The 24,625-nt window shown below is 59.6% G+C and carries 26 protein-coding genes; 8 read left to right on the top strand and 18 right to left on the bottom strand.

The annotated features are described in order from the left end of the window. Positions 1 to 55 precede the first annotated feature (55 nt). Genes G5154_RS12220 through G5154_RS12205 form a run of 4 tightly spaced genes read right to left on the bottom strand, consistent with a single transcriptional unit; the run spans position 56 to position 2,921 of the window. A complete protein-coding gene (locus tag G5154_RS12220; protein ID WP_005341871.1) occupies positions 56 to 517 on the bottom strand; it encodes a hypothetical protein in 462 nt (153 codons plus the stop codon). A 41-nt stretch (positions 518 to 558) separates the two neighbouring features. Then, a complete protein-coding gene (locus tag G5154_RS12215; RefSeq protein ID WP_236347911.1) occupies positions 559 to 1,908 on the bottom strand; it encodes a sensor histidine kinase in 1,350 nt (449 codons plus the stop codon). Beyond that, a complete protein-coding gene (locus G5154_RS12210; RefSeq protein WP_005341873.1) occupies positions 1,905 to 2,561 on the bottom strand; it encodes a response regulator transcription factor in 657 nt (218 codons plus the stop codon). Before G5154_RS12210 ends, G5154_RS12215 begins: the two co-directional genes overlap by 4 nt. A 21-nt stretch (positions 2,562 to 2,582) precedes the next feature. After that, positions 2,583 to 2,921, bottom strand: coding sequence for a PepSY domain-containing protein (locus tag G5154_RS12205; protein ID WP_139741269.1), 339 nt, complete (start codon positions 2,919 to 2,921; stop codon positions 2,583 to 2,585). A 63-nt stretch (positions 2,922 to 2,984) separates the two neighbouring features. Here G5154_RS12205 and G5154_RS12200 point away from each other — a divergent pair, with 63 nt between their 5' ends. Then, the gene (locus tag G5154_RS12200) at positions 2,985 to 3,233 is read left to right on the top strand and encodes a PepSY domain-containing protein (RefSeq protein ID WP_139741270.1); all 249 of its coding nucleotides are present in this window, start codon (positions 2,985 to 2,987) and stop codon (positions 3,231 to 3,233) included. Here G5154_RS12200 and msrQ read toward each other — a convergent pair. Beyond that, entirely contained in the window at positions 3,230 to 3,856 is a 627-nt protein-coding gene (msrQ, locus tag G5154_RS12195) for a protein-methionine-sulfoxide reductase heme-binding subunit MsrQ (protein ID WP_216979935.1), read from the bottom strand. The two genes, G5154_RS12200 and msrQ, sit on opposite strands and share 4 nt — an antisense overlap. Continuing rightward, positions 3,847 to 4,848, bottom strand: coding sequence for a protein-methionine-sulfoxide reductase catalytic subunit MsrP (gene msrP, locus G5154_RS12190; protein WP_216979934.1), 1,002 nt, complete (start codon positions 4,846 to 4,848; stop codon positions 3,847 to 3,849). The genes msrQ and msrP overlap by 10 nt, the downstream gene beginning before the upstream one ends. 369 nt (positions 4,849 to 5,217) lie before the next feature. On the opposite strand from msrP, the gene G5154_RS12185 reads away from it, so the two are divergent. After that, the gene (locus tag G5154_RS12185; RefSeq protein ID WP_421250895.1) at positions 5,218 to 5,700 is read left to right on the top strand and encodes a DUF1097 domain-containing protein; all 483 of its coding nucleotides are present in this window, start codon (positions 5,218 to 5,220) and stop codon (positions 5,698 to 5,700) included. A gap of 1 nt (position 5,701) precedes the next feature. Here G5154_RS12185 and G5154_RS12180 read toward each other — a convergent pair whose 3' ends face one another. The 4 genes from G5154_RS12180 to G5154_RS12165 all read right to left on the bottom strand — a co-directional run bounded on the left by G5154_RS12180 (position 5,702) and on the right by G5154_RS12165 (position 9,099). Continuing rightward, positions 5,702 to 6,982 (bottom strand): sigma 54-interacting transcriptional regulator, encoded by a 1,281-nt coding sequence (locus G5154_RS12180; RefSeq protein ID WP_337073301.1) that lies wholly within the window; start codon positions 6,980 to 6,982, stop codon positions 5,702 to 5,704. Next, positions 6,979 to 7,497, bottom strand: coding sequence for a hypothetical protein (locus G5154_RS12175; protein WP_337073300.1), 519 nt, complete (start codon positions 7,495 to 7,497; stop codon positions 6,979 to 6,981). The genes G5154_RS12180 and G5154_RS12175 overlap by 4 nt, the downstream gene beginning before the upstream one ends. Next, the gene (locus G5154_RS12170; protein ID WP_005341889.1) at positions 7,494 to 8,903 is read right to left on the bottom strand and encodes a sensor histidine kinase; all 1,410 of its coding nucleotides are present in this window, start codon (positions 8,901 to 8,903) and stop codon (positions 7,494 to 7,496) included. Before G5154_RS12170 ends, G5154_RS12175 begins: the two co-directional genes overlap by 4 nt. A 103-nt stretch (positions 8,904 to 9,006) precedes the next feature. Continuing rightward, positions 9,007 to 9,099 carry a YnhF family membrane protein gene (locus G5154_RS12165; RefSeq protein WP_005341891.1) on the bottom strand — a complete coding sequence of 31 codons (93 nt, stop codon included), beginning with the start codon at positions 9,097 to 9,099 and terminating at the stop codon, positions 9,007 to 9,009. Positions 9,100 to 9,223: 124 nt separating this feature from the next. Here G5154_RS12165 and G5154_RS12160 point away from each other — a divergent pair, with 124 nt between their 5' ends. Beyond that, positions 9,224 to 9,793, top strand: a complete 570-nt coding sequence (locus tag G5154_RS12160) for a 2-amino-4-hydroxy-6-hydroxymethyldihydropteridine diphosphokinase (protein ID WP_337073299.1) — start codon at positions 9,224 to 9,226, stop codon at positions 9,791 to 9,793. Here G5154_RS12160 and G5154_RS12155 read toward each other — a convergent pair. Continuing rightward, complete coding sequence (locus G5154_RS12155; protein ID WP_337073298.1) at positions 9,719 to 10,423, bottom strand: SDR family oxidoreductase; 705 nt, start codon at positions 10,421 to 10,423, stop codon at positions 9,719 to 9,721. The genes G5154_RS12160 and G5154_RS12155 overlap by 75 nt on opposite strands. A gap of 162 nt (positions 10,424 to 10,585) precedes the next feature. Here G5154_RS12155 and G5154_RS12150 point away from each other — a divergent pair, with 162 nt between their 5' ends. Further along, positions 10,586 to 10,990: a CBS domain-containing protein gene (locus G5154_RS12150; protein WP_421250896.1), complete on the top strand. Its 405-nt coding sequence runs from the start codon at positions 10,586 to 10,588 to the stop codon at positions 10,988 to 10,990. Here the strand turns inward: G5154_RS12150 and G5154_RS12145 are convergent. After that, positions 10,987 to 11,523, bottom strand: coding sequence for a DUF2301 domain-containing membrane protein (locus G5154_RS12145; RefSeq protein WP_421212398.1), 537 nt, complete (start codon positions 11,521 to 11,523; stop codon positions 10,987 to 10,989). The genes G5154_RS12150 and G5154_RS12145 overlap by 4 nt on opposite strands. Before the next feature lie 87 nt (positions 11,524 to 11,610). Between G5154_RS12145 and G5154_RS12140 the strand changes: the two genes are divergently transcribed. Next, complete coding sequence (locus G5154_RS12140; protein WP_421250897.1) at positions 11,611 to 12,375, top strand: substrate-binding periplasmic protein; 765 nt, start codon at positions 11,611 to 11,613, stop codon at positions 12,373 to 12,375. Positions 12,376 to 12,383: 8 nt separating this feature from the next. Here G5154_RS12140 and asnC read toward each other — a convergent pair whose 3' ends face one another. Next, the gene (gene asnC, locus G5154_RS12135) at positions 12,384 to 12,845 is read right to left on the bottom strand and encodes a transcriptional regulator AsnC (protein WP_005339783.1); all 462 of its coding nucleotides are present in this window, start codon (positions 12,843 to 12,845) and stop codon (positions 12,384 to 12,386) included. A gap of 154 nt (positions 12,846 to 12,999) precedes the next feature. On the opposite strand from asnC, the gene asnA reads away from it, so the two are divergent. Continuing rightward, complete coding sequence (asnA, locus tag G5154_RS12130) at positions 13,000 to 13,992, top strand: aspartate--ammonia ligase (RefSeq protein ID WP_021231465.1); 993 nt, start codon at positions 13,000 to 13,002, stop codon at positions 13,990 to 13,992. 279 nt (positions 13,993 to 14,271) lie between these two features. Here the strand turns inward: asnA and clpB are convergent, their stop codons facing one another. The 3 genes from clpB to rluD all read right to left on the bottom strand — a co-directional run bounded on the left by clpB (position 14,272) and on the right by rluD (position 18,884). Beyond that, positions 14,272 to 16,845 carry an ATP-dependent chaperone ClpB gene (gene clpB, locus G5154_RS12125; protein ID WP_421250898.1) on the bottom strand — a complete coding sequence of 858 codons (2,574 nt, stop codon included), beginning with the start codon at positions 16,843 to 16,845 and terminating at the stop codon, positions 14,272 to 14,274. Between the two features lie 174 nt (positions 16,846 to 17,019). Then, positions 17,020 to 17,757 carry a peptidoglycan editing factor PgeF gene (gene pgeF / locus G5154_RS12120; protein WP_421245086.1) on the bottom strand — a complete coding sequence of 246 codons (738 nt, stop codon included), beginning with the start codon at positions 17,755 to 17,757 and terminating at the stop codon, positions 17,020 to 17,022. 146 nt (positions 17,758 to 17,903) lie between these two features. Continuing rightward, positions 17,904 to 18,884, bottom strand: a complete 981-nt coding sequence (rluD, locus tag G5154_RS12115; RefSeq protein ID WP_005341900.1) for a 23S rRNA pseudouridine(1911/1915/1917) synthase RluD — start codon at positions 18,882 to 18,884, stop codon at positions 17,904 to 17,906. 117 nt (positions 18,885 to 19,001) lie between these two features. Here rluD and G5154_RS12110 point away from each other — a divergent pair, with 117 nt between their 5' ends. Then, positions 19,002 to 19,757 carry an outer membrane protein assembly factor BamD gene (locus tag G5154_RS12110; protein WP_005341901.1) on the top strand — a complete coding sequence of 252 codons (756 nt, stop codon included), beginning with the start codon at positions 19,002 to 19,004 and terminating at the stop codon, positions 19,755 to 19,757. Between the two features lie 289 nt (positions 19,758 to 20,046). Here the strand turns inward: G5154_RS12110 and G5154_RS12105 are convergent, their stop codons facing one another. Then, complete coding sequence (locus tag G5154_RS12105; protein ID WP_421260369.1) at positions 20,047 to 21,690, bottom strand: ArnT family glycosyltransferase; 1,644 nt, start codon at positions 21,688 to 21,690, stop codon at positions 20,047 to 20,049. Between the two features lie 25 nt (positions 21,691 to 21,715). Further along, positions 21,716 to 23,083: a UDP-glucose dehydrogenase family protein gene (locus G5154_RS12100; RefSeq protein ID WP_421245082.1), complete on the bottom strand. Its 1,368-nt coding sequence runs from the start codon at positions 23,081 to 23,083 to the stop codon at positions 21,716 to 21,718. 399 nt (positions 23,084 to 23,482) lie between these two features. Here G5154_RS12100 and arnB point away from each other — a divergent pair, with 399 nt between their 5' ends. Continuing rightward, on the top strand, positions 23,483 to 24,619 hold the full coding sequence (gene arnB / locus G5154_RS12095) for a UDP-4-amino-4-deoxy-L-arabinose aminotransferase (RefSeq protein WP_421250900.1): 1,137 nt from the start codon (positions 23,483 to 23,485) through the stop codon (positions 24,617 to 24,619). Positions 24,620 to 24,625 lie beyond the last annotated feature (6 nt).

Raw genomic sequence — 24,625 nt, 5'->3', positions numbered from 1 at the left:
TCAAGGCGCCGTTTCTTTATCTGTCTGCCAAAGAGCACACATAGTCCGGACAGATTTAAAAATCCCCCTCTTCCATATACTCCTGCGCGCACTCCACCAGCTGCGGCCACAGCTCTTCCGGCACCCAGGCGTCCGGGTCATCTTCATCGCCATCGTACTGGCTCCAGAAGTAACGGCGCAGACCGGAAGCAAAGTCGTCGCTGATCTCCGCCAGCTCCGAGAGTGGCCCCAACCAGGCGATGCGGCGCAAGCCGGAGGCGAGATCGTTGATAGCATCCATCAGGGTGCGATCGTCAAAGCTCTGCTCCACCAGCAGGGTGAAGCGCTCACGCGCCTGTTCGGTCTGCTCCTCGTCCAGCTCGCCCACATCGGCCAGCAGATCGACATAATCTTCCAGCAGATAGGCAATCAGGCCATCCCGATCTTCAAACCACTGGATCTGGGCGCCCTTGACCCCCAGTACAGAGGCATCGAATGAATCGTCAAGATGGCACAGGGCCCACGGATCGTCGGTCATGGTTCTCTTCCTCAGGCTAAAACAAATGCCATATCTTATGCCTAGCTCTCGACCCTTGCCACCTTGGGCAACGAGAGGGAGGCGGCCAGCCCGCCCAGTTCGGCGCGGCCCATAATAAAGCTGCCTCGATAGGCTTCCGCCAGATCGGATACGATGTTGAGACCGAGACCGGAACCCGGCACCTTCTCGTCGAGCCGCACCCCGCGCAGCACCGCCTTGGCGATCTGATCCTCGCTCATGCCGGGGCCGTCATCCTCGATACGCAGGGTGATCCAGCCCCCCAGCTCGGCGCTGGAGATACGCAGCTCGCTGGCTGACCACTTGAAGGCGTTCTCCAGCAAATTGCCCACCATCTCGTCGAAATCCTGCTCCTCCACCCCGACCGCCAGATTGGCGGGCACCTGCAGATCCACCGTCTTGCCCGGATAGAGGCGGGAGAAAGCGCGGCAGATATACTCCACCCGCGCCCGCACCGGGGTCGACACCCCGAGGATCTTGGCAGCGCCGGTCACCCGCGCCTTGCCGAGGTGATAGTCGATATGGCGCTGGATCTGGTCGAGTTGCTCGCCGATGGCGGCCTGATCCTCCGGCGGCAACTGTGCCACCTGATTGCGCATGATGCTGAGCGGCGTCTTGAGGGCGTGAGCAAGATTGCCGGTGTGGGCACGGGCCCGCTGCAGCAGCTCGCCGTAGTGGTGCAGCAGCCGGTTGATATCCTCCACCAGCGGCTGGATCTCCAGCGGATAGCGCAGCCGAAATCCCTCCTGATGACCCTCGTGAACCCGCCCCAGTTCACGGCGTAGCAGGTGCAGCGGCCGCAAACCGTAGACGATCTGGAACATGAAGCCGAGCACCAGACCGGCGGCGGCAAAACCGAGACCGAGGAACAGGCTGATGCGGGTTTTCTTCAGGGTCTGGATCAGGGTGCTGCTGTCCTTGGCCATCACCAGGGTAAAGACCCGATCCGAACCGGGCAACAGCACGGTACGGGTCATGATCAGCAGCGGCTCCTTGTTGGGTCCCTTGCCAAAAAAGAGGTCAGGATCGCCAAAGGCAGACTTGAGGCCATGGCTCACCAGATGGGTGTCCCACAGGGAGCGGGAGCGGCCCACCACATTTTCCCCCAGTTCCAGCTGCCAGTAGTAGCCGGAGTAAGGTTGGCTGAAACGGGGATCGGCCATCGGTTCGATCACCACAGGCAGACCACTCTTCTCCACCTCCAACCGGGAGAGCAGATCGTAGAGTTGCAGGCGCAAGCCGTCAGCCTCTGCCTCCTGCCAGTAGTTGCGCATCATGGTCTGCAGGCTGAAGCCGGTAGCGAACAGAAACAGCCCGCACCACACCAGCGCAATGGCAAGCAGCCGCCCCCGAAGGGTTCGGACCAACCTCATTCGTTGATCCGGTATCCGAGACCACGCACTGTCTCAATCAAGTCTGGATGGGTCTTCTTGCGGATCCGGCCGATGAACACCTCAACGGTGTTGGAGTCACGATCGAAATCCTGGGCATAGATGTGGTCGATCAGCTCGCTGCGCGATACCACCTTGCCCCTGTGCTGCATCAGATAACCCAGCACCCGGAACTCGTGGGCGGTCAGCTTGATGGGGGTCCCTTCGTACCACACCTGGGAGGCCGCCATATCGAGCCGCACCCCGCCAATCTCCAGAACGGAGCTGGCATTGCCGGCAGCCCGTCGCACCAGCGCATGGACCCGCGCCACCAACTCGGCCACCTGGAACGGCTTGGTGAGGTAGTCATCGGCACCGGCGTTTAGCCCCTCAATCTTCTCGTGCAGTTGGCCACGGGCGGTCAGCACCAGCACCGGCGTATCGATCCCCTTGCTGCGCCACTCCTTCAACACGCTCAGGCCATCGCGTCCAGGCAGGCCGAGGTCGAGAATGATGGCATCGTAGGGTTCGGTCTCGCCGAGAAAACCGGCCTCGTTGCCATCATGGCAGAGGTCGGTGACAAAGCCGGAGAGGCGCAACTGCTCAGCCAGCTGGCCGGCCAGGATTTTTTCATCTTCAACAATCAGAATTCGCATGAACAGATTTCCACTCTGGGGTTATTCATCATCCTCGATCGGAGAGACAGGCGGTTCGAACAGACGCTCCAGGTGGTGGCCCTTGGCCCACACCAGCTCAAGGTTGTCGGCCCGATAGGCTACCTTGATCACGCTGTTTTCCCGATCGATGACGCGCAGTTCATAGAGCCAGATACCATCCTCTTCTCCCAGATCCACCCGCAACACCCGTACCGGCAACCTGGCCGCCACCTCCATCATTTCATGGAAGGGCCGAACCCGTCCCTCATGGACAGCTTGCTGCAGCTGGGCTTCATCAGGCGTGACCGCCTGTGCCAGCACCGGCAGCAATAACCCGAGCAGAGGGAGCGCTCTATTCATGGATGATTCATCTCCAAAAACCTAACATAATGGCGTTTATAGTCTGCCAGCCATGAATCCGGAATGAATATGATCCCGCGCAGTTTCCTGCTGATCCTTTGCCTGTTGAGCGCCACAAGCTGGGCGGCACAGAGCCGTCTCGACATGGCCGGGCTGGTCAAACTCCTGCTGGCGCAAGGGTATCACGACATTCGGGAAGTGGAGCTGGAAGGGGACAAATTCGAGGTCAAAACCCTCAATCGCCAGGATCAGACGGTATATCTCATCATTGATGCCTACACAGGCGAGATCAAACAACAAGAGGCCGATTAGGCCTCTTTTGCGTTCCAGCGTCCTCGCATGGGGCGCAGCAGCTTCTCCCGCCTCGGCCAAAGCAGAGCGCAGGCCAGCAGCAGGTAGATGAGGGGCTCCCCCCAACCGCTCTTGAGCGACCACCAGTAGTGCACCGGCACCAGCAGGGCTACCGCATAAACCCAGTTGTGTAGCTTCTGCCATGCTGCGCCCATTCTGCGCTGCAATGCGGGCAGCGAGGTGATACTGAGGGCAGCCAGCAGCAGCAGGGCCACCATCCCCACCACTATGTAGCTGCGCTTGACCAGCTCGCCGCCAATCAAGCCCCAGTCAAACTGCAGATCCAGTCCCAGCCACGCCATGAAGTGGAGCAACGCCCAGGCAAAACACCAGAGCCCGAGGGGGCGGCGCAGCTTGATGAGCGGCCCCTGCCGCCAGCGCTTGGCCAGCGGTGACACCAGCAGGGTGAGCAGCAGCAGGTTGAGCGCCCCCTTGCCGAGGTAGTGGATAAGCTCGGGCACCGGATCGCCCCCCAGCAGACCTGCCGGAATGGCAAAAACCAGCCAAAGCAGGAAGCCGAGGGAGCCCAGATGCACCAGCGCCCGCAAGCCGCTAACATGGGCCGGTTTCAATCTCAGTACCATTGGCGCAGATCCATCCCCTGATAGAGCGAGGCGACTTCGTCACCATAGCCGTTGAACATCAGGGTCGGCTGACGCTTGGCGCCAAACACTCCACCCTCGCCGATAAAGCGCTCGCTGGCCTGACTCCAGCGCGGGTGATCCACCTGCGGGTTGACGTTGGCGTAGAAGCCATATTCGTTAGGAGCCAGCAGGTTCCAGGTGGTCGGAGGCATCTCCTCTACCAGCCGGATCGAGACGATGCTCTTGATGCTCTTGAAGCCGTACTTCCACGGCACCACCAACCGGATCGGCGCGCCATTCTGGGCGGGCAGGGTCTTGCCGTAGAGCCCCATCGCAAGGAAAGAGAGAGGGTGCATCGCCTCGTCGATACGCAGACCTTCCACGTAGGGATACTCGATGCCGCCCCCCAGACTGGAGGCCTGCCCCGGCAGCTGTTTCGGGTCAAACAGGGTCTCGAAGGCGACAAACTTGGCGCGACTGGTGGGCTCGGCGCGGCGGATGATCTCTGCCAGCGAGATGCCGTTCCAGGGCAGTACCATGGACCAGGCTTCAACGCAGCGTAGCCGGTAGATCCGCTCCTCCAGCTCGCTCTTGTTGATGAGATCCCACACATCTAGGGTAAAGGGCTTGGCCACCTCCCCCTCCACCTTGAGGGTCCAGGGTTCGGGCTTGAGGTAATGTGCGTTGCGAGCCGGGTCGGACTTGTCGGTGCCGAGCTCATAGAAGTTGTTGTAACTGGTTGCCTTCTCTTCCGGTGTCAGCACCAGATTGGCCGGGCGCTCCGCAGGCTTGCTGTTGAGCGGCTGGGTGGCTAATTGGGGAGCATCCTCTTTACCGCGCAGCAGATCGAGTACACCGGCCTGAGTGGGAAACGCCAGGGTGGCCGCCCCCAGACCCAGCCCCTTGAGAATGAGGCGGCGGTCCTGATAGACGGCTTCCGGGGTGACATCCTGTTCGGTGAGGGGGTGGGCGGTACGACGCTTGATCAACATGAAAAACTCCCGGGGCTGAGTGAGGCACTATGGATAAGACCCGCCCCGGCAGATTTTTATTTCACACAAGATTACATTATGTGGTGCAGAGGCAGCGCCTTGGCCATATTTCCGACCAGAAACAGGACTACGAACACCAGTAGGGGAACGATCACATTGGGCGCCATCAGACTCACTCCATGAGCAGGACAGGGCCTCTAACTATGGTCGAGTGTCAGGCCGGTCACCAATGAATTTTTTTCGCGAGCGCAAGCGTATTCCTGAGTTGAAAAGAGTGATGCAGATCACACACAATTCCGCCCCCGCTTGCCGGCCCGATTGCCGGAGGTAGGCTGCCCCCTTTTGCGAAGCCAACTGAAGAGTCGCCCCATGAGCCCACTGATCGCCATCGCCCTCACCACTGGAATTCTCTCCGCCGTCTGGGGCTGGATTGCCGTCGCGTTCGGCCTTATCTCCTGGGTCGGCTTTCTCGGCTGCACCAGCTATTTCGCGTCAAGCGGTGGCTACAAGGCGCTGCTGCAAACCATCTTCTGCAACACCAGCGGCATGCTGTGGGCACTGCTACTGATCCATGGCGACAGTCTGTGGGGGGCGGGTGTGGCGGGTTATGTGATGACGGGGGTAGTCGCAACCCTGATGTGCGTGCAGGCCAAGCAGCAGTGGCTCGGCTACATTCCAGGCACCTTTGCCGGTTGCTGTGCCACCTTCGGGGCGGCTGGCGAGTGGCGGTTGATCCTCCCCTCCCTCATCATCGGCGCCTTGTTCGGTTACCTGATGAAGGCGAGCGGCTTATGGCTCTCCCATAAAACCCAAAAAGCCGATGCTGCTCCGGCAGCGATTGATCCCGCCTGATTTATCCCTTCGATTTGAAGTTTGCTGCCTCGATACCGTGCCGATTCAATAGTTTGTAAAAATCGGTACGGTTTCTGCCCGCCATGTTGGCCGCCAGGGTCACATTGCCCTCGGTGGTGCGCAGCAAACGGATCAGATACTCCTTCTCGAATTCTGCCCGCGCCTCGTTGAACGAGGGGATGCCGCCGCCCCCACCACTCAACGCGGACTCCACCATGGAGACCCCGATCACCGGACTGCAACAGAGGCTGGCGAGTTGCTCCACCAGGTTGCAGAGTTGACGCACATTACCCGGCCAGGCGGCTGCGGCCAACATCGCCAGCGCCTCCGGTGAGAAGCCCATAGCCGCACAGTCGCTATGGCGGCAGCGATAATCATCCAGCGCCTGTCTGGCAAGCAGCGGAATGTCCTCACTACGGGCACTGAGAGAGGGCAAAGTGATGTTGGCAACGTTAAGACGGTAAAAGAGATCGTCCCGAAAGCGCCCCTCCTCCATCGCCTTGACCAGATCCTGATGGCTGGAGCTGAGCACCCGTACCTCAGGCGTGCCCTGGCCATACTCTTCCATCACCTGCAGCAGCTTGGCCTGCAAGGATTCAGATAAGCTGCCAATCTCGTCAAGAAACAGGGTCGCCCCCTTGGCCTGCTCGAACAGACCGGATTGGCCATCTTCACCAAACAGTTGCAGATCGAGGGAAGCCCAGGGAATGGCGGCGCAGTTGATGGTATAGAGCGGCTTGTCGCACCGCTGGCTGGCCTGGTGCAACGCCTGCGCCATTGCCCCCTTGCCGGAACCGGATGGCCCCATGATCAGCACAGGGACCTCCATAGTGGCGATGCTGTGGGCCTGAATCAGCAACTGTTCCAGCTGGGGGTTGCGGGTCAGGATCAACGACTGCCACTCCTGCTGCTGTTTCGGCCGGGTCAAGCTGAGCGCATGTTCGATGGTGGCCAGTAGTTCGTCCTTGTTGATGGGTTTGGTCAGAAAGCTGAAGACGCCGGAGCGGGTGGCCTGAATAGCGTCCGGTATGGTGCCGTGGGCAGTCATGATGATGACCGGCAGCCCCAACCACTGGGCCTGGATCCGCTCGAATAGAGCAAGGCCATCCATCCCCCCCATCCGCAAATCGCTCAACACCAGATCGGCCCGCTGCTGACGAAGCCGATCAAGGGCTCCCTCCGCACTGTCGGCGGTATCCACCTCATAACCCTGACTGCGCAGCCGCATGCTCATCAGTTTGAGCAGGCTGACGTCGTCATCCACCAACAGGATCCGGCTCATGGTATAGCCTCACGATTCTCATTCAGCTTGCGCTGGTTGAGCTGGTCGTCAATTGCAGTCAGCTGCTCGATCTGACGACGCAGCCGCTGGATCTCCTGACTCTGATCATCACGCCGGCTGTCGCGAGCCAGCAACTGCTCTCCGAGAGCGATCCAGCTGCGCAAAAAAGCCTGTGCATCAAGACCCAGCTCGGGCAGCATCTGCTTCAGGCGCACCAGCCCGGCGGTGCGATTGGCCACCGATTCGGCCGGGTGGGAATCCACCATCGCCAGACTGACCCGGCTCTCAAGATCTCCCGCCCCTTTCAGGCGTTGACGCTCCTGCACACGCTGCTGGGGATGGCTGGCCAGCAACCAGTCGGAGTATTGCAGACGTACCTGCATCTCCTTGTTGGCAAACTCCATCCGCTTGGCAAAAGCGATATCGGAGGAGTTCTGCTGCTCGTGCTGTGGCAGCAGGCCGCAACCCGCGAGCAACCCCATCATCAGGGCTGGAAATACGCGCTGTATCTTCATAGTTCTCTTTTCAACGTCAACCTGAAGCAGACATCTGCCTGTTCATCTCTTACCAGAACCAACTCACCTCCGAGGCTATGGGCAGACTCACGGGCGATAGAGAGGCCCATACCAGAGCCTTTCAATACACCTTGCCGCACTGTACTGCCCTGTTCGAAGGGTTCAAAAATACGTTGCTGATCGGCAGCAGGGATCTCTGGCCCCTCGTTGGCTACCTCCAGCCAGCTTATCTGTTTGTCCTGTCCTGCCCTGATCCAGATATTGCCCCCGCTGGCGCCGTAACTGACGGCATTGGAGAAGAGGTTATCGAGGATCAGTCGCAGCCGGTAAGGCTCCGCCCACAGGGCAACCGGCCCAGTCGGCAAGTGTACACGGATCTGCTTGGACTCCAATGCAAGCCGATATTCCACGATGAGTTCTGACAGCATGGGCTGCAGGGGAACGGACTCCAGCTCGAAGGCTTCCTGCTGGCTGAGGCGATTAAAGTCGAGCAACCGCTCGATCAGGGTCTGCAGACGACGGCTACTCTCGTCAAGCATCTGACAGATCTCCAGCTGATCCGGCGTCAACGGCCCGACCAACTGCTCGCAGAGCAGATCCGAGCCTTCCCGCAGCACTGCCAACGGGGTCTTGAGCTCGTGGGAGACATGGCGCAGGAACTGGTATTTCTGCTGCTCCAGCTCCTTGAGTTTGTCGTGCAACCAGAGGATCCTCTCCCCCAGCAACACCAGCTCGGCAGGGCCATCGACCGGATGAGGATCGGGCTCCACCCCCGCCCCCAGACTCAAGATGCGCGACTCAATCTGTCGTACCGGGTGGATGATGAGGTAAGTGAAGATAAAGACCAGCAGCAAGCTGATGGCTGCCACGGCACCGCTCACCCACCAGAGCTCCCTGGTCAATCCGGCGATGGTGAGACGTACCCGATCCATGTGCTCATCAACCCGGCTGCGGGTAACCATTTCGAGCTGCTTGTTTGCATCGTTAAACAGCTCTAGCTTGTCGCCAGCCACTGCCGCTCGTGCCAACGCGGCATCCTGCAAGCTGTCGAGCCAGGCCAGCCCCTGGTCGAGCCCGCTATAGAGCTGGCCGTCGGAGATGGAGTTGCGATGCTCTGCCAGCAATACCCGATACCCGTCGAGTTGCTGCTGATAGCTGGTGAGGCTGCGGCGATCCCCCAGCACCGCGAAGCGGCGCAAGGTACGTTCAATGTCGATAACCTGCGCCGTCAGCAGGGTGGCGCGACGGGTATCCTTGACCGCCCGTTCCATCTCGTCACTGGTGAGCTGGCTGAGGTGGGCAAGGGCAGTACTGTTGTGCCAGATCATCCCACCCAGCGGCATCAGCACCAGCACGAATCCCATCAATACCACTTGCAGCAGGGAGCGTGGGCGAACCTTGGTCATCATCTCTTCTCTTGCTTTCTCACCGGTGCGCCAGCATAGCCGCAGCGCCCCGAAAAACAAAACCGGCCAACGGGCCGGTTTGGATTATCTGGATTGTGATGATTCACGCTAACGCGACAGAGGCCAGACAGATGGTCAGGATCATCGCCAATGCTCCCGAAGCGGTCAACAGCGCCCATTTCAGCTCCACACTCATGCAAACCTCCTTTCTGCCAATCAGTGCCGGATCACAATAGATAAGACAATGTTAAGTCATAGTTAATCCGATAACCGTGAGCTGCGTATACATTTCAGATGAGCCCAACCCCGGGAAGGTGAGCATGTTCTATCTGTGTAGCATTGGTTCCAATCTTGATCCGCATATCCATGTCAGCCGTGCGCTGGCCGAGCTGCTTGCGCACGTCGGCCCCCTGCAACTGAGTTCGGTGATCCGCACCAAGCCGGTGGGAATGCACTCCAGCCACGACTTTCTCAACTGCCTGCTGGTGGTGGAGAGCCCGCTCGATGCCGTCCGCCTCAAGCAGCGCTTTGTCGCCCTCGAAGTGGCTCACGGCCGGGATCGCAGCGACCCGCTCTGCAAGGTGCACGATCGGCCGCTCGACATCGATATTCTGGCCAGCAACACGCACGGTGACTTTGCCACGGCAGAGGTCGATTCCTATCTGGCGGAGCTGCTGGCGGAACTCTACGGCCATGGCGAGGTGCATGACCCCAAGGTGGCGTTGCAGGTGGCGCTTCCCGGCCCCTCGGACAAGCCCGGCAAGGGCTTACTGACCAGGCAGGTCGGTCTGGAGCCGCTGGTGCTCGGCAACCCCTCAGAGAGTGGCCAGCGCGCGCCCGCCATCCACCTTGATGCTGGCCCCCGTCATATAACTGTTCCCCATCAGTAACTGCACCGCCTGCCAGATGGGCTCAAGCCCCCCCTCCCGCGCCAGCGGTGTTTTCGCCAACACCTGCTGGCGCCAGCTTTCGTCATGCTCGTCGAGAAACAGGATGGGACCCGGCTCTATGGTGTTGACCCGAACCGCAGGCGCCAGCTCCCGGGCAAAGCTCATGGCCAGCGAATGGGCTCCAGCCTTGGTCGCCACATAACTGGCAAAACGGGGGGCCGGGGCATGGATATAGATATCGGTGATGTGAATGATGCTGGCGTTGGGATTGCTGGCCAGCTGGGGGGCCAGCGCCCGGTTTAGCTGGAAGGGGGCCGCCATGTGTACCCGGTAGAACTGCTCGAACTGGGCCAGTTGCGCCGCCGGATCAGTTGCCTGCGGCTCGAAGGCCGAAGCGTTGTGAATCACCAGCGCCAGATCCTGATGGGCAGCCAGCAGATCGAGCAGCTTGCCAACGTCCGCTTCCCGGCCAAAATCCGCCTGCACCAGTTCGACCCCCAATGCAGCCAACGTGGCCAGCTCCGGCCGCTCGCTGCGATAACTGCCCGTCACCTGCCAACCCGCCGCCACCAACTGTTCACAGAGATAAAATCCGAGTCGACGGCCGCAGCCCGTAACCAATGCACGCATACGATCTCCTTTCCCTTTCATGGTCTTGCATGAACGAAGCCCGCCTGCCAGCGGATCACCGCCGATGGCTTGTGCCTATCAATCCCTGCGGCACAAGCCATTGGTCGCGGACCACCCACCCGCGTCATAGTGGCGACATCCCCCTCTTGCGGAGTCACCACCATGCTGAAAGTACACCATCACATGGGTCGTCTGACCCACTCCCTCACAGCCGGCCTTGGCCTGGCCGAGGCGCTGGATCGCCTGCATCAATCGGGCCTTGGCGGCTTGCCGGTGCTGGATGAGCAGAAACGGCTGATCGGCTTTCTCTCCGAACAAGATTGCATTCCCAGCCTGCTAACTGGCAGCTACTACTGCGATACCCGCACCCGGGTGGAGGATCTGATGAACCGCTCGCCCCTCTCGGTCGGGCCGGATGACTGTATTCTGGAGCTGGCCCGCCAGATGGCCGATGCCAAGCCCAAGATCTACCCGGTGCTGCAACAGGGCAAGGTGATCGGCATCATCAGCCGCCGTCAGGTGATGCAGGCCATCAACCAGCAGATGAAGGTGTGCCAGCAGACCTAGATCTGGTAACGCCCCTTGTCACCGATATCGAAGTGCAGAGGCATCCGCCACTTGGCCAGCGCCAGCAAGGTCAACAGGGCCCCGCAGACCAGCGCCACCAGTGCGGCGGCCCACTCCACCCGCAACCACTCCAGCAGCCATAACACCGGCAGCAAAATGGGCACCAGCTTGATGCCGGGAATGGCGAAGCAAAACTGCTCCTTAAACGCCAGCCCGGAGAGGGTTGCCAACGCGGCTCCCAGCACCAGTGCATCCGGTGCCCCCACCGCAGCCAGCGCCAGCGAGCCCCAACCAAACCCCTGCAGAATCAGGCGAATCCGCTTGTCGTAGATATGCAGCGAGAAGCCGCAGATTGCGCTTGCCACTGCCAGCGACATCAACCATTGTGCCGACGGGAGCAGTGCCAACCCGCTCAGCAGCGCCGCACCACGGCAAAGCAGCAACAGGGCTGCCACACTCAGGCCCAGACGGTAGATCGAGACGGTCAACTTGTCGATCCCGTCCAGCGTACTTTCGATTTCAGGGTTTGCCATAAACAGTCGCTTCTAACGGATCAGGTGCCATCCAATATACTGGAATCTGGTTCTGGAATATCTTCAAACGGGCTCAGGAGACGTAGTTTGCGTGTGATCCCCCTGTTTTGGTTGCTGTTTCCACTCGGATTGCCGGCCAAGGAGCTGGTGATCTGCGGCACCATGGAGCCCCCGCTCAAGTTTCTCGATGCCGATCAGAAACCCCGTGGGCTCGATATCGATATCGTCACCGCCATCTTCGACAAGCTGGAGATGCCCTTCCGGATTGAACTGGCCGATTCGGGAGCCCGCCTCACCCGCAATGCCGGAACCGGCGCCTGCGACCTGATGATGACCCACTCCTACAAGGCGGAGCGGGAGAGTTATCTCATCTATCCCCAACAGGCCCATCTACGCCACAGCTGGCACTTCTTCGTGCGCAAGGCCGACCTGCTGAAGATCCGCTACGAGACGCTGGCCGATCTCAAACCCTGGCGCATCGGCGTGACCAAGGATTTCTCCTATACCCCAGAACTGGCGGCGGCGATGACCGACCCGGCCTATCAGTTTCAGGAGATCACCATGAACCAGCTGCAACTGCGCAAACTGCTGGCCGGGCGGATCGATACCGTGCCCATGCCGCTGGTCACCGCCTTCGCCCAGATCAAGGAGGAGGGGCTGACGGGCAAAGTCGATTACCTGCCCAAGCCACTCAAAAGCAGCCCCTACTTCAACACCTGGACCCGCGCACGGGCCGACGCGAACACGCCCGCCCAGATGGCCGCCTACGATGCCGAGCTGCTGCGCATGAAGCGCAACGGCAGCCTCAAAGCCCTCTACGACAAGTACAGCATCCCCTATATCGAACCCTGATCAACAGGTCAGGGTTTCACATCCCGCAAGATCGGGTTTTGCAGCGAGATTAACGTCTCGGTGGACTGGATCTCGTCGATGGTCTGGATCTTGTTGATCAGCACTATCTGCAGCTCGTCGATGGAGCGGGTCATCACCTTCATGAAGATGCTGTAGTGGCCGGTGGTGTAGTAGGCCTCCACCACCTCGTCCAGCGCCTGCAGCTTGGCCAGCGCCGAGGGGTAATCCTTGGCGCTCTTCAGATTGATGCCGATAAAGCAGCAGACGTCATAGCCCAGCTTCTTGGGGTTAACCTGCACCCGCGTCCCCTCGATGATCCCCGCCTGCTTCATCTTCTCCACCCGCACATGGATGGTACCCGGGCTGACTGCCAGCTGCTTGGCCAGTTCGGCATAAGGAATACGCGCATTCTCCATCAGGGCGGTGAGGATGGCCTGATCGAGATTATCGATCCGGTAATTTTCCGGCATTTTTTTGCACTCCCGTTAGCGATATCTCATTAAACGCTCGCTAATTTTGAAGAAAAAAATACACAAAGCCTATTTCTATTATCGAATATTGAATTTAGTTGGCAATCCGTTGAAGAATCACCACACCCAACGGGGTTTGAAACAGGAATTCAGCATGAAACAGCACTACATTCGCAGCCAGCAGCAGATTAGCTTCGTCAAAGAGATGTTCTCCCGCCAACTCGCCCAGCAGCTGGGTCTGATGGAGGTACAAGCCCCCATTCTGAGCCGGGTAGGTGATGGCACTCAGGACAACCTCTCTGGCCATGAGAATGCAGTGCAGGTCAAAGTGAAGACCCTGCCCGAACACAGCTATGAAGTGGTCCATTCACTGGCCAAGTGGAAGCGCCAGACCTTGGGACGCTTCGGCTTCGGCCCGGGTGAAGGGATCTACACCCACATGAAGGCGCTGCGTCCGGATGAAGACAAGCTCACTCCCATCCACTCAGTCTATGTGGATCAGTGGGACTGGGAGAAGGTGATGCCGAGCGAGCGCCGTGATCTCGCTTATCTGCAGGAAACCGTGCGCGGCATCTGGGCCGCCATCAAGGCCACCGAGCGCGCGGTCTGTGCCGAGCATGAACTGACCCCCTTCCTGCCGGCCGAGATCCAGTTCCTGCACAGCGAAGAGCTGCTGGCCCGCTACCCGGATCTCGATGCCAAGGGGCGCGAGCGGGCCATCGCCAAGGAGCTGGGGGCCGTGTTCCTGATCGGTATCGGCGGCGCCCTCTCCCATGGCGAGCGCCACGACGTGCGTGCCCCAGACTACGACGACTGGAGCAGCCACAGCGAGCTGGGTCTGGCCGGTCTGAACGGCGACATCCTGGTGTGGAACCCGGTACTGCAGGACAGCTTCGAGATCTCCTCCATGGGGATCCGGGTCGACGCCGAGGCGCTGCGCCGCCAGCTGGCTATCACAGGCGACGAAGATCGCCTGCAGTACGACTGGCACCAGGATCTGCTGGCCGCACGGATGCCGCAAACCATCGGCGGCGGCATCGGCCAATCCCGTCTGGCCATGCTGCTGCTGCAAAAAGAGCACATCGGCCAGGTACAGGTCGGCGTCTGGCCGGCCGAGATGAAAGCTGCCGTGCAAGGCATGCTGTAACGAATGAAGGCCATGCCGGCGCCATCGCAGCCGGCATGGCAACAGGCAGGTGGCCATCGGGGTTGAGCGAGCGCATCCCCGGCAGGCTGTAAGAAGCGAGGCCAGCTGTGGCCACGCTTCGCAATCGGGGGCTTGCCCCTGCGACCCGCTCAACCCACGTCAGGTCGCTTCACTACATTCCTCCCGGCAATCTTCGGATTGCCGTTTTTTTATTTTCCATCGCCCAGATATGGCAACGCCAGCCCGAGGGCTGGCGTTGCAAACATCGACACGGATCGGTTACTGGGTCATGGTGAGGCCATTGCTGTCGGCCCCTAGCACCAGCTTTTTGCCCGGCACGATGCGGCCGGAGAGCAGCGCCTGCGCCAGCGGGTTCTCCACCTTCTGCTGGATCGCCCGCTTGAGGGGGCGTGCCCCGTAGACGGGATCGAACCCGGCATGGACCAGCTTGTTGAGCAGCGCTTCGCTCACCTCCACCTCGTAACCCTGAGCCTCGAGACGGCCCATCAGGCTCTTGAGCTGGATGCGGGCGATGGACTTGATGTGCTCCTCGCCGAGCGGGTGGAACACCACCGTCTCGTCGATCCGGTTGATGAACTCCGGCCGGAAGCTGCGAGTCAGCACCTCCATCAGCATGCCCTTCATCTCGTCGTAATCCTTCTCGGAGTGGTGCTCCTGAATCAGATCCGAACCGAGGTTGGAGGTCATGATCACCACCGAGTTGCGAAAATCGACGGTACGACCCTGACCATCGGTCAGGCGGCCATCATCCAGCACCTGCAGCAGGATGTTGAACACATCCGGGTGTGCCTTCTCCACCTCATCCAACAGGATCACCGAGTAGGGGCGACGGCGTACCGCCTCGGTCAGATAACCGCCCTCCTCGTAACCCACGTATCCCGGAGGCGCCCCCACCAGACGGGCCACGCTGTGTTTCTCCATGAACTCGGACATGTCGATCCGCACCATGGCGTCCTGGGTATCGAACAGGAACTCGGCCAGCGCCTTGCACAGCTCGGTCTTGCCCACCCCGGTGGGCCCCAGGAACAGGAAGGAGCCGATGGGGCGGTTCGGGTCGGACAGCCCGGCACGGGAGCGGCGAATGGCGTTGGAGACCGCCTCGACCGCCTCTTCCTGGCCAATCACCCGGCTGTGCAGCTGATCTTCCATCCGCAGCAGCTTGTCGCGCTCCCCTTCCAGCATGCGGGCGACCGGAATACCGGTCCAGCGGGCCAAGACGTCTGCAATCTCCACGTCAGTGACGCGGTTGCGCAGCAGACTGGTCTCCTGCATCTCGGCTTGCGTGGCGAGATCCAGCTGTTTCTCCAGCTCCGGAATGCGGCCGTACTGCAGCTCGGACATCCGGCCCAGGTCGCCAGCGCGGCGCGCCACGTCGAGATCCTGACGGGCCTGCTCCAGCGCAGCCTTGATATGCTGGGTACCGGCGAGGGCGGCTTTCTCGGCCTTCCACACTTCGTCCAGCTCGTTGTATTCCCGATCTTTTTCGCCAATCTCCTGATTGATCAGCTCCAGCCGTTTGCGGCTGGCGTCATCGTCCTCTTTCATCAGCGCCTGCTGCTCCAGCTTGAGCTGGATGATGCGCCGCTCGAGGCGATCGAGCGCCTCGGGCTTGGAGTCGATCTGCAGCCGGATGCTGGCCGCCGCCTCGTCGATGAGATCGATGGCCTTGTCCGGCAGCTGGCGATCTGCGATATAGCGGTGCGACAGCTGGGCCGCCGCCACGATGGCGGGGTCGGTGATCTGCACATGGTGGTGCAGCTCGTAACGCTCTTTCAGGCCGCGCAGGATGGCGATGGTATCCTCGACTGTCGGCTCCTCCACCAGCACCTTCTGGAAACGGCGCTCCAGCGCTGCATCCTTCTCGATGAACTGGCGATACTCGTCCAGGGTGGTGGCACCGACGCAGTGCAGCTCGCCCCGCGCCAGCGCAGGCTTGAGCATGTTGCCCGCATCCATGGCCCCTTCGCCCTTGCCGGCGCCGACCATGGTGTGCAGCTCGTCGATAAAGAGGATGACGTTGCCCTCCTCCTTGGCGAGATCGCTCAGCACGGCCTTGAGCCGCTCCTCGAACTCGCCACGATATTTGGCACCGGCCACCAGCGCCCCCATGTCCAGCGACAGCACCCGCTTGTTCTTGAGCCCTTCCGGCACCTCGCCGTTGATGATGCGCTGGGCCAGCCCCTCGACGATGGCGGTTTTGCCGACACCGGGAGCCCCGATCAGCACGGGGTTGTTCTTGGTGCGGCGTTGCAGCACCTGAATGGTACGGCGGATCTCGTCATCCCGGCCGATCACCGGGTCTAGCTTGCCGATTTCGGCCCGCTCGGTCAGATCGATGGTGTACTTCTCCAGCGCCTGACGGTTCTCCTCGGCGTTGGCATCCTCCACCTTCTTGCCGCCACGCACCTTGTCGATGGCCGCTTCGAGTTTCTCTTTGGTCAGCCCCTGAGCGCGCAGCAGCTCGCCCAGCGTGCCCTTCTCGTCGAGGGCCGCCAGCACGAACAGTTCGGATGAGATGAACTGATCCTTGCGCTGCTGGGCCAGCTTGTCACAGACGTTGAGCAGGCGGCCAAGGCCGTTGGAGAGCTGTACATCCCCTTCCACACCGCTGACGCGCGGTAGGCGATCCAGCTCCTCGCCAAGGCGCGAGCGCAGGGCATTGATATCCATCCCAGTCAGAGTGAGCAACGGACGGATGGAGCCGCCATCCTGATTGACCAGGGCGGTCATCAGATGAACGGGTTCGATGAATTGGTGGTCACGACCCAGCGCAAGAGACTGGGCATCGGAAATAGCAATCTGGAATTTGCTGGTAAGGCGATCGAGGCGCATTGCACTCCCCCTTCAAACAGGCAGACGCCGCTTGCGCGGCAAACAACATAACTTTCTGAGATGAAAGATGAGGCCCGTACGGGCTATTTCAAGGGGCGATGCTGGTTATTTTTTCTGCAAGACGGGGCGAGAGCAGGATCCCCGCCCTTGCCAGATGCAGGGCGGGGAGCTTCATCAGGACGCCAGCCAGATGATGGAGGCCATCCGGCCGGTCTGGCCGTTGCGACGATAAGAGTAGAACTGCTCGCTGTCGCTGAAGGTGCAGTATTCGCCACCATAGACTGCTGTGACACCGGCGCGGGCAAGGCGCAGCCGGGCAAGCTGGTAGATATCCGCCAGCCATTTCCCCTCATTGGACGAAGGGACGAACGCTGCTTCTGCTTCGGCCTGCTCCGCCATAAAGGCCTCGCGCACCTCGCCACCCACTTCAAAGGCTGTGGGGCCAATGGCCGGGCCCAGCCAAGCCAGGATCTCGCCCGGCTCGCAGCCCATGGCGGCGATGCTTGCCTCCAGCACGCCCTCTTTCAGTCCGCGCCAACCGGCATGAGCGGCAGCCACCACAGAACCGGCCCGATCGCAGAAGAGTACCGGCAGACAGTCGGCGGTCATCACGATGCAGGCCTGATCCACCTCATGGGCGCAGGCGGCATCGGCATCCGGCGCCAGCTCATAATGGCTGCGGACCGGATGAACGACGGTGCCGTGCACCTGATTGAGCCAGTTGAGGGGCCCCGGGATGGCGGCCACCTGCTGCAGCCGTGCCCGGTTGGCCTCGACCCTGGCCGGTTCGTCCCCTACGTGGGCCCCCAGATTGAGACCGGCAAAGACCCCTTCGCTGACACCACCATCACGGGTGGTCGAAAGAGCCCGGACGCGTGCTGGCGCAGGCCAGTCGGGTTCAATCCATTTCATTGCTCACTCCTTCACGCCCTATCGTTCAAATGGAAACGGGGCCCTTGGCTGCAACCAGTCAAGACGCCCCGTTTCAAAGTTCTCTGTGCTACACGCTATATCGGCGGGTTACGGCAGAAGTCGTCGCAACGCTGCCAGATTCACCACTATTTCCAGACCAATTCATCCGGATTGGCGAGGGTATCCGCGCGCAACACCTCCATCAGCTCCACCATATCTTGCGGTGTAGCTGAGTGCCACTGCATCACTTCACCCGTGATGGGGTGAGCCAGTTGCAGCATGGTGGCATGCAACGCCTGGCGGTTGAAGTTGCGCAGTGCCAGGGTCAGCTCGGGGGTCGCGTTGCGCAGCGGGCGCAGACGGCCACCGTAAGCGGGGTCGCCCACCAGCGGGTGTTTGATGTGCGCCATGTGGACACGGATCTGGTGGGTACGACCGGTTTCCAGCCGCAGACGCAGACGGGTGTGGCCGCGGAACTTCTCGTGAACCCGGTAGTGGGTGACGGAAGGACGGCCATTGGGCACCACGGCCATATGGGTACGCTGGGTCGGGTGACGGCCGATGGGCGCATCGACGGTGCCGCCGGCGGTCATGTGACCGATGGCGATCGCTTCGTACTCACGGGTGATCTGGCGCGCCTGCAACGCTTCCACCAGATGGGTCTGGGCGGGTACGGTTTTGGCAACCACCATCAATCCTGTGGTGTCTTTATCCAGACGGTGCACGATACCGGCGCGGGGTACCTCGGCAATGCCGGGGTAGCGGTGCAGCAGGGCGTTGAGGATGGTGCCATCCGGCGTACCTGCGCCCGGGTGAACCACCAGACCGGCCGGTTTGTCGATCACCAGAATGTGTTCATCTTCGTAAACGATGTTGAGCTCGATATCCTGGGCATCCCAGCGAGTATCATCTTCCAGCTCTACATCCACATGCACCTGTTGCCCAGCAATCACCTTCTCGCGCGGGGTGTTGGCAACCTGACCATCCAGGGTCACTCTGTCCTGTAAAATCCACTCCTTGATACGGGTTCGGGAGTAGTCGGGAAACAATTCGGCCAGGGCCTGGTCGAGTCGCTGCCCGAATTGGTGATCCTGGAATTCGCCTGTCAGTTCAATATGCTGGCTCATGTATGGTCTCTTGAGCGGGGGGTATCAATTCGAAATAATCCGGGTATTCTAGCTTTTCTTTTAGCCAAGCATAACGGATACTTTGCCAATTTCGTGGAAATGGACCGGATGTTGTTGATGGGAAAGAAGTCTCACCTGCTGATGTCGCTCGCCTTGGTCGCTACCTTGATCACAGGCTGTTCCAGCACCAAACCCAAGGTACCCGACGAACCGCCGGAGACCCTGTACCAGAAAGCACGCCTCAAACTGGACGTTGGCAATTACGTGCAAGCCACTGAATTGTTGGAGGCTTTGGACTCTCGCTACCCGTTCGGCGCCTACTCCAATCAGGTGCAGCTTGACCTCATCTATGCCTACTACAAGCAGGATGATACCGCTCAGGCGATCGCCAATATCGACCGTTTTATCCGCCTCAATCCGGCGCATAAAAATATCGATTACGTCTTCTATATGCGCGGCCTGACCAACATGGCGGCGGATTACAACTTCTTCCAGAGCCTGTTCGGTATCGGTCGTGACGACAAAGACCCTGCTTATGCCCGTCAGGCATTCCAGGACTTCAAGACCCTGTTGCAGAACTACCCCAATAGCGTCTATGCCGCCGATGCCCGTGCCCGCATGATTGGCCTGAAGAATCGTCTGGCTCGATATGACCTGAGCGTGGCCGAGTATTACGTGAAGCGTGATGCACTGGTCGCGGCCGCCAACCGGGCCAAGCTGATCGTCGAAACCTACCCCGACACAGCCGAAACCGAGAAGGCGCTGGAGATCATGGTTGAGTCTTACGACACCCTGAAGATGCCGCAGTTGGCCAAGCATGCCCGCGAAGTGCTGGCCAAGAACTACCCGGAGAACCGCCTCGGCCGTAGCTGAGTGATACGGATAAACCGGTAACAAAAAACCGATGCCAAGGCATCGGTTTTTTTATCTCTACGATCCACCAATCTGGCTGGGTTAAGGCCCTGTAGCCCACTGCGATAAAAGCCCCCACACCCCATCCATCCCATTCATTAGCCACCTGCGTGATGGCAGCATCGTGAAGTACTGCTTATCACCTCAGGCTGCAAACCCGCTGCCAGCCTGACACTAAACCGGCAAGAGCGGAACCGTCACTACGCGGCCATATTGCCTCATACAGTGCCCCTGAATGGGAATAGATGGCTTAATGGCACTGTAATCCTGTCACCAGAGTCAGCAGTTGCCCCTTGTCCGAGCGCAGAGCGGTCTGGGCCAGCAACTGATAGGGAATCCCCTCCAGCAACTGCCCCCGCTCCCCGGCTGTACCATTGACCAACACGGCATCAAACCGGGTATCACGACAGGCAATCACATTCCTCACCATCTCCCTGTCTAGATTCGCTACCCGCATCTCTTCATAGGCAGATAGCAGACCAAGCTCCGTCTCCCCCAATCGCCAGCCGGCAATGCGGTCCCGCGTCTCGGGCGGGATCCTATCAAGCAACAGGGCCATCTTTCCCGATACCCCCTTGGCGGCATCGATCAAGGGGTAAACCAGTGTAAAAGTAAGCAGAAAGATGATCGCTACCGAGCTGGTGATATGAATGGCACCATGTACTTCCTTGCGCCGCAACAATAGCTCCAGCGCTATCACGAACAGGGTAATCGCGGGAATGTAACGCCACCCCAGCTTGCCGGCGATGTGGAGCACGTCTGCCGGAATATGGCTGGTACCTGGTAGTGAAGGGCCGAGCAGAGGGATCCCCGTAACCACGACACAAAACAGCAGCATGAAACAGAGCCATCCCCGACCATAGCGAGCCGTCCATCCCGGCCAGTTCAGGCTGACCTGACCCAACATGATGGCAAATACCGGCAACAACGGAAAAAGGTAGAGGGTACGCTTGGTGGATGAGAGGGTTAACAGCACAAGTGTTCCTACTGCCCAGCACAACAGAAATATTCGCTCACGACTCCAGCGTCGCTGTTTTATGGTTTGCCAACCCCAATAGAAAATGAATGGCAACCAGGGGATGGTATACTCAGCCATCCCCCATAAATAATAGAGATAGGCCCCTTTCTTGATATGGCCGAGTTCTGTAGAGGTGCCTGTCAGGCGGCCAACCTGATTCTGCCAGAACCACTCATCCCATAAGGCATCGCCATCAACATGATTAATTAATTCACGGATCCATGCTGCCACTGGCAATATAAAACAGAGCAGTATCAACAGATGCTGCCAGATAAATTCGGGCAGTTTTTTGTCGATGGCGGCACATCTTGCAGCGAAGAAGAATAGCGGGAGCCAGCCAAAAAACACTGTCAGCGGCCCGATAGGACCTTTTGCCATAAAACAGCCCGCCAGCCCTATTCCGGCCAATATCGCCATCCACCAACGGCGTGCAAGGTAATATTCTGAAAATGCCCAGAGGGTAAATATGACAAAGAAGGCGAGCGCACTGTCCGTTCTGATCCAGTGCGTGTTGATAATAAATCCCTCCATGGTGCCCAGTGCGATGACCGACCAGAGTGCCGCAGACCTGTTGCCAAGCAGGCGATAGGCCAGCAGGCCGGTAAAAAGCAGTATACCCGCCGCCCAGACCACGCCCGCCAACCGCAGGCTATTGGTCACCCCCAGCCAGGATTCAAACCCATCAAGAAACGGCAGAGCGGCCATGTAAAAGAGTGGTGGCTTCTCGACAAAGCTGCGCCCGCCAAGGGTCGGTACCACCCAGTCACCACTGCGATACATCTCGAGTGCAATAGCCGCTTCGCGGGGTTCATCAGGCGTCCAGAGCTGATGGTCAAACTGGCCAGACAGCAGCACCAGTGCAACCAGCAGCAACATCCAGCAGAGAGTGCGCTGCGAAATATCAGCACTCTGCATGGCTCATCCCTTCTGCAATGGTCTCCCCACGCCCGATGGCATAGTAGGAAAAACCCAGCCCCTTCATCTTGAGCGGATCGTAGAGATTGCGACCATCGACGATGAGGGGGTGCGCCAGCATCTTCCTGATCTGGGCAAAATCGGGCGCCTTGAACTCGTTCCACTCGGTACATATGACCAACGCATCCGCCCCCGCCAGCGCCGCCTCCCTGGTCCCCATCAGCGACAGCTCGGGCTGGCAACCATAGATACGCTGGGCCTCCTTCATCGCCACCGGATCGAAGGCCTGCACCCGCGCCCCCTCCTGCCACAGCGCCTCCATCAGCACCCGACTCGGCGCTTCGCGCATGTCATCGGTATTGGGCTTGAAGGCGAGTCCCCAGATGGCAATGGTCTTGCCTACCAGCGACTCGCCCTGCTCGTGAAAGTGGCAGGCCAGGGTGTCGAAGAGCTTGAACTTCTGCCGCTCGTTGACCCGCTCCACCGCACGAATAAGCGGCGTGTCGTAGTCGAGGGCCGCTGCAGTCGCCAGAAATGCCCTCACATCCTTGGGGAAACAGGACCCGCCATAACCACAACCGGGATAGATAAACTGGTAGCCGATACGCTGGTCGGCACCAATCCCCTGCCGCACCAGCTCGATATCCGCACCGACCCGCTCGGCCAGTCCAGCCATCTCGTTGATAAAGCTGATCTTGGTGGCCAGCATGCAGTTGGCGGCATACTTGGTCAGCTCGGCACTGCGAACATCCATAAACAGAATGCGGTCGTGATTGCGATTGAATGGCTCATACAACTCACGCATGACGGCTCTGGAGCGCTCCTTACCGGTGCCGATGACGATGCGATCCGGACGCTGGCAATCACGGACGGCCGCCCCCTCTTTGAGAAACTCGGGATTGGAGACCACATCGAACTCGAACTGCTTGCCAAGCTCGGCCTGCTGCTCCATGACCCAGTGGAATACCTTGTCTGCCGTACCGACCGGCACGGTGGATTTGTTGACGATGATCACCTCATCTGAACGATGCTGGGCAATCGATCTCGCCACCGCCCTGACGGCGCTCAGATCGGCCGAACCATCCTCATCAGGGGGCGTACCGACGGCGATAAATTGCACGTCACCGTGGGTAACCGCCATGGGAATATCCGTGGTGAATGTCAGCGAGCCATTTTGCAATGTCTGGTGTAATAACACATCCAGTCCCGGCTCATATATTGGTAATTCGCCATGGGATAATCTATTTATTTTATCTGCATCAAGATCGATACAGACAACTTGATGTCCCACGTCAGCCAATACAATTGCCTGTACCAGTCCAACATAACCACTGCCAAATACTGTGATATTCATAACAACCTTCCCATAATGCGTAATGATGGAAACTTTACATCCTTTACCCAATTGCACTATGGGCAATTTGTAACAAGCAGTGTCAATTTGAACGACAACCAACCCGTTCAGCAACAGCTGATAATTCTGGTTGTGAACCCAGGCAAATGGCTAAACACCAACCCAAAACAAAACCAAGCAATTTTTTGTTACGAGATATTTCCATATTAACTTACATCACCAAAGCGGCAGTAATTGTTACCAAGTGTTGCTGTGCGCTTGAATAAAAACTCGTTATTCAGCTACTTTCAAAATATATCGAGCAATCTCGACACTTTCCCCAGGCATATTTCCAGTGAAAATCGGTAATGCCGATTTTCATCGTCATTTTATTTTTTGCGACATTAAGACCGGAGTCGTATGAAAGACTTTCTGCCATTCTCAAAGCCTGCCATGGGCGAGGCCGAGATCCGTGCCGTCAGCGAGGTGCTGCAATCGGGATGGATCACCACGGGTCCGAAAAATCATGAGCTGGAGCAGCGTTTCTGCGAGACCTTTGGCTGCCAGCATGCGGTCGCGCTCTGCTCCGCGACCGCGGGCATGCATGTCACCCTGATGGCGCTGGGGATTGGCCCGGGTGACGAGGTGATCACCCCCTCCCAGACCTGGGTCTCCACCATCAACATCATCACCCTGCTGGGGGCCACCCCGGTCTTTGTCGATGTGGACAGGAATACTCTGATGGTCAGCGTCGACCAGATAGAACCACTCATCACCCCCAACACCCGGGCCATCATCCCGGTCCACTACGCAGGGGCACCGGTCGACCTCGACCCCATCCTCGCCCTAGGTCGCCAGCACGATATTCCAGTTATCGAAGATGCCGCCCATGCAGTCGGCACCCGCTATCGCGCGCGCTGGGTCGGGGAAACCGGCACCGCCATCTTCTCCTTCCACGCCATCAAAAATCTTACCTGTGCCGAGGGAGGCATGCTGGTGACCGATGACCAGGTGCTGGCCGACAAGGCTCGCATGCTGAAATTCCACGGCCTGGGGGTCGATGCCTTCGACCGCATGACGCTGGGACGCAAGCCGCAGGCAGAGGTGCTGATGCCGGGCTTCAAATACAACCTGGCCGACATCAACGCCGCCATCGCTCTGGTGCAGCTGGCCCGACTGCCCGAGCTCAATGCCAAGCGGGTCGAGCTGGTGTCTCGCTACCATGAACGTCTGGCCAACCTGCCGCTGGCACCGCTTGCCATCCCCACCTACCCCCATCTGCATGCCTGGCACCTCTTCATGGTGCGGGTCAACCCCGAGCAGTGCGGCCTCAATCGCGATCAGCTGATGCAGGCGCTACAGGAGCGAGGCATCGGCAGTGGCCTGCATTTTCGCGCTGCACACACCCAGAAGTACTACCGGGAGCGCTATCCGGATCTTTCGCTACCCAACACAGAGTGGAACTCGTCACGGCTCTGCACCCTGCCCCTCTTCCCCGACATGACGCTCTCCGACGTGGATCGGGTCGTGGCAGCCCTGACCGACATACTGGAGTAACAATAC

It is taken from the genome of Aeromonas sp. 600527, from assembly GCF_049175415.1.
Lineage (GTDB): Bacteria > Pseudomonadota > Gammaproteobacteria > Enterobacterales > Aeromonadaceae > Aeromonas > Aeromonas veronii_A.
This window is presented reverse-complemented; position numbering and strand designations above follow the sequence as displayed.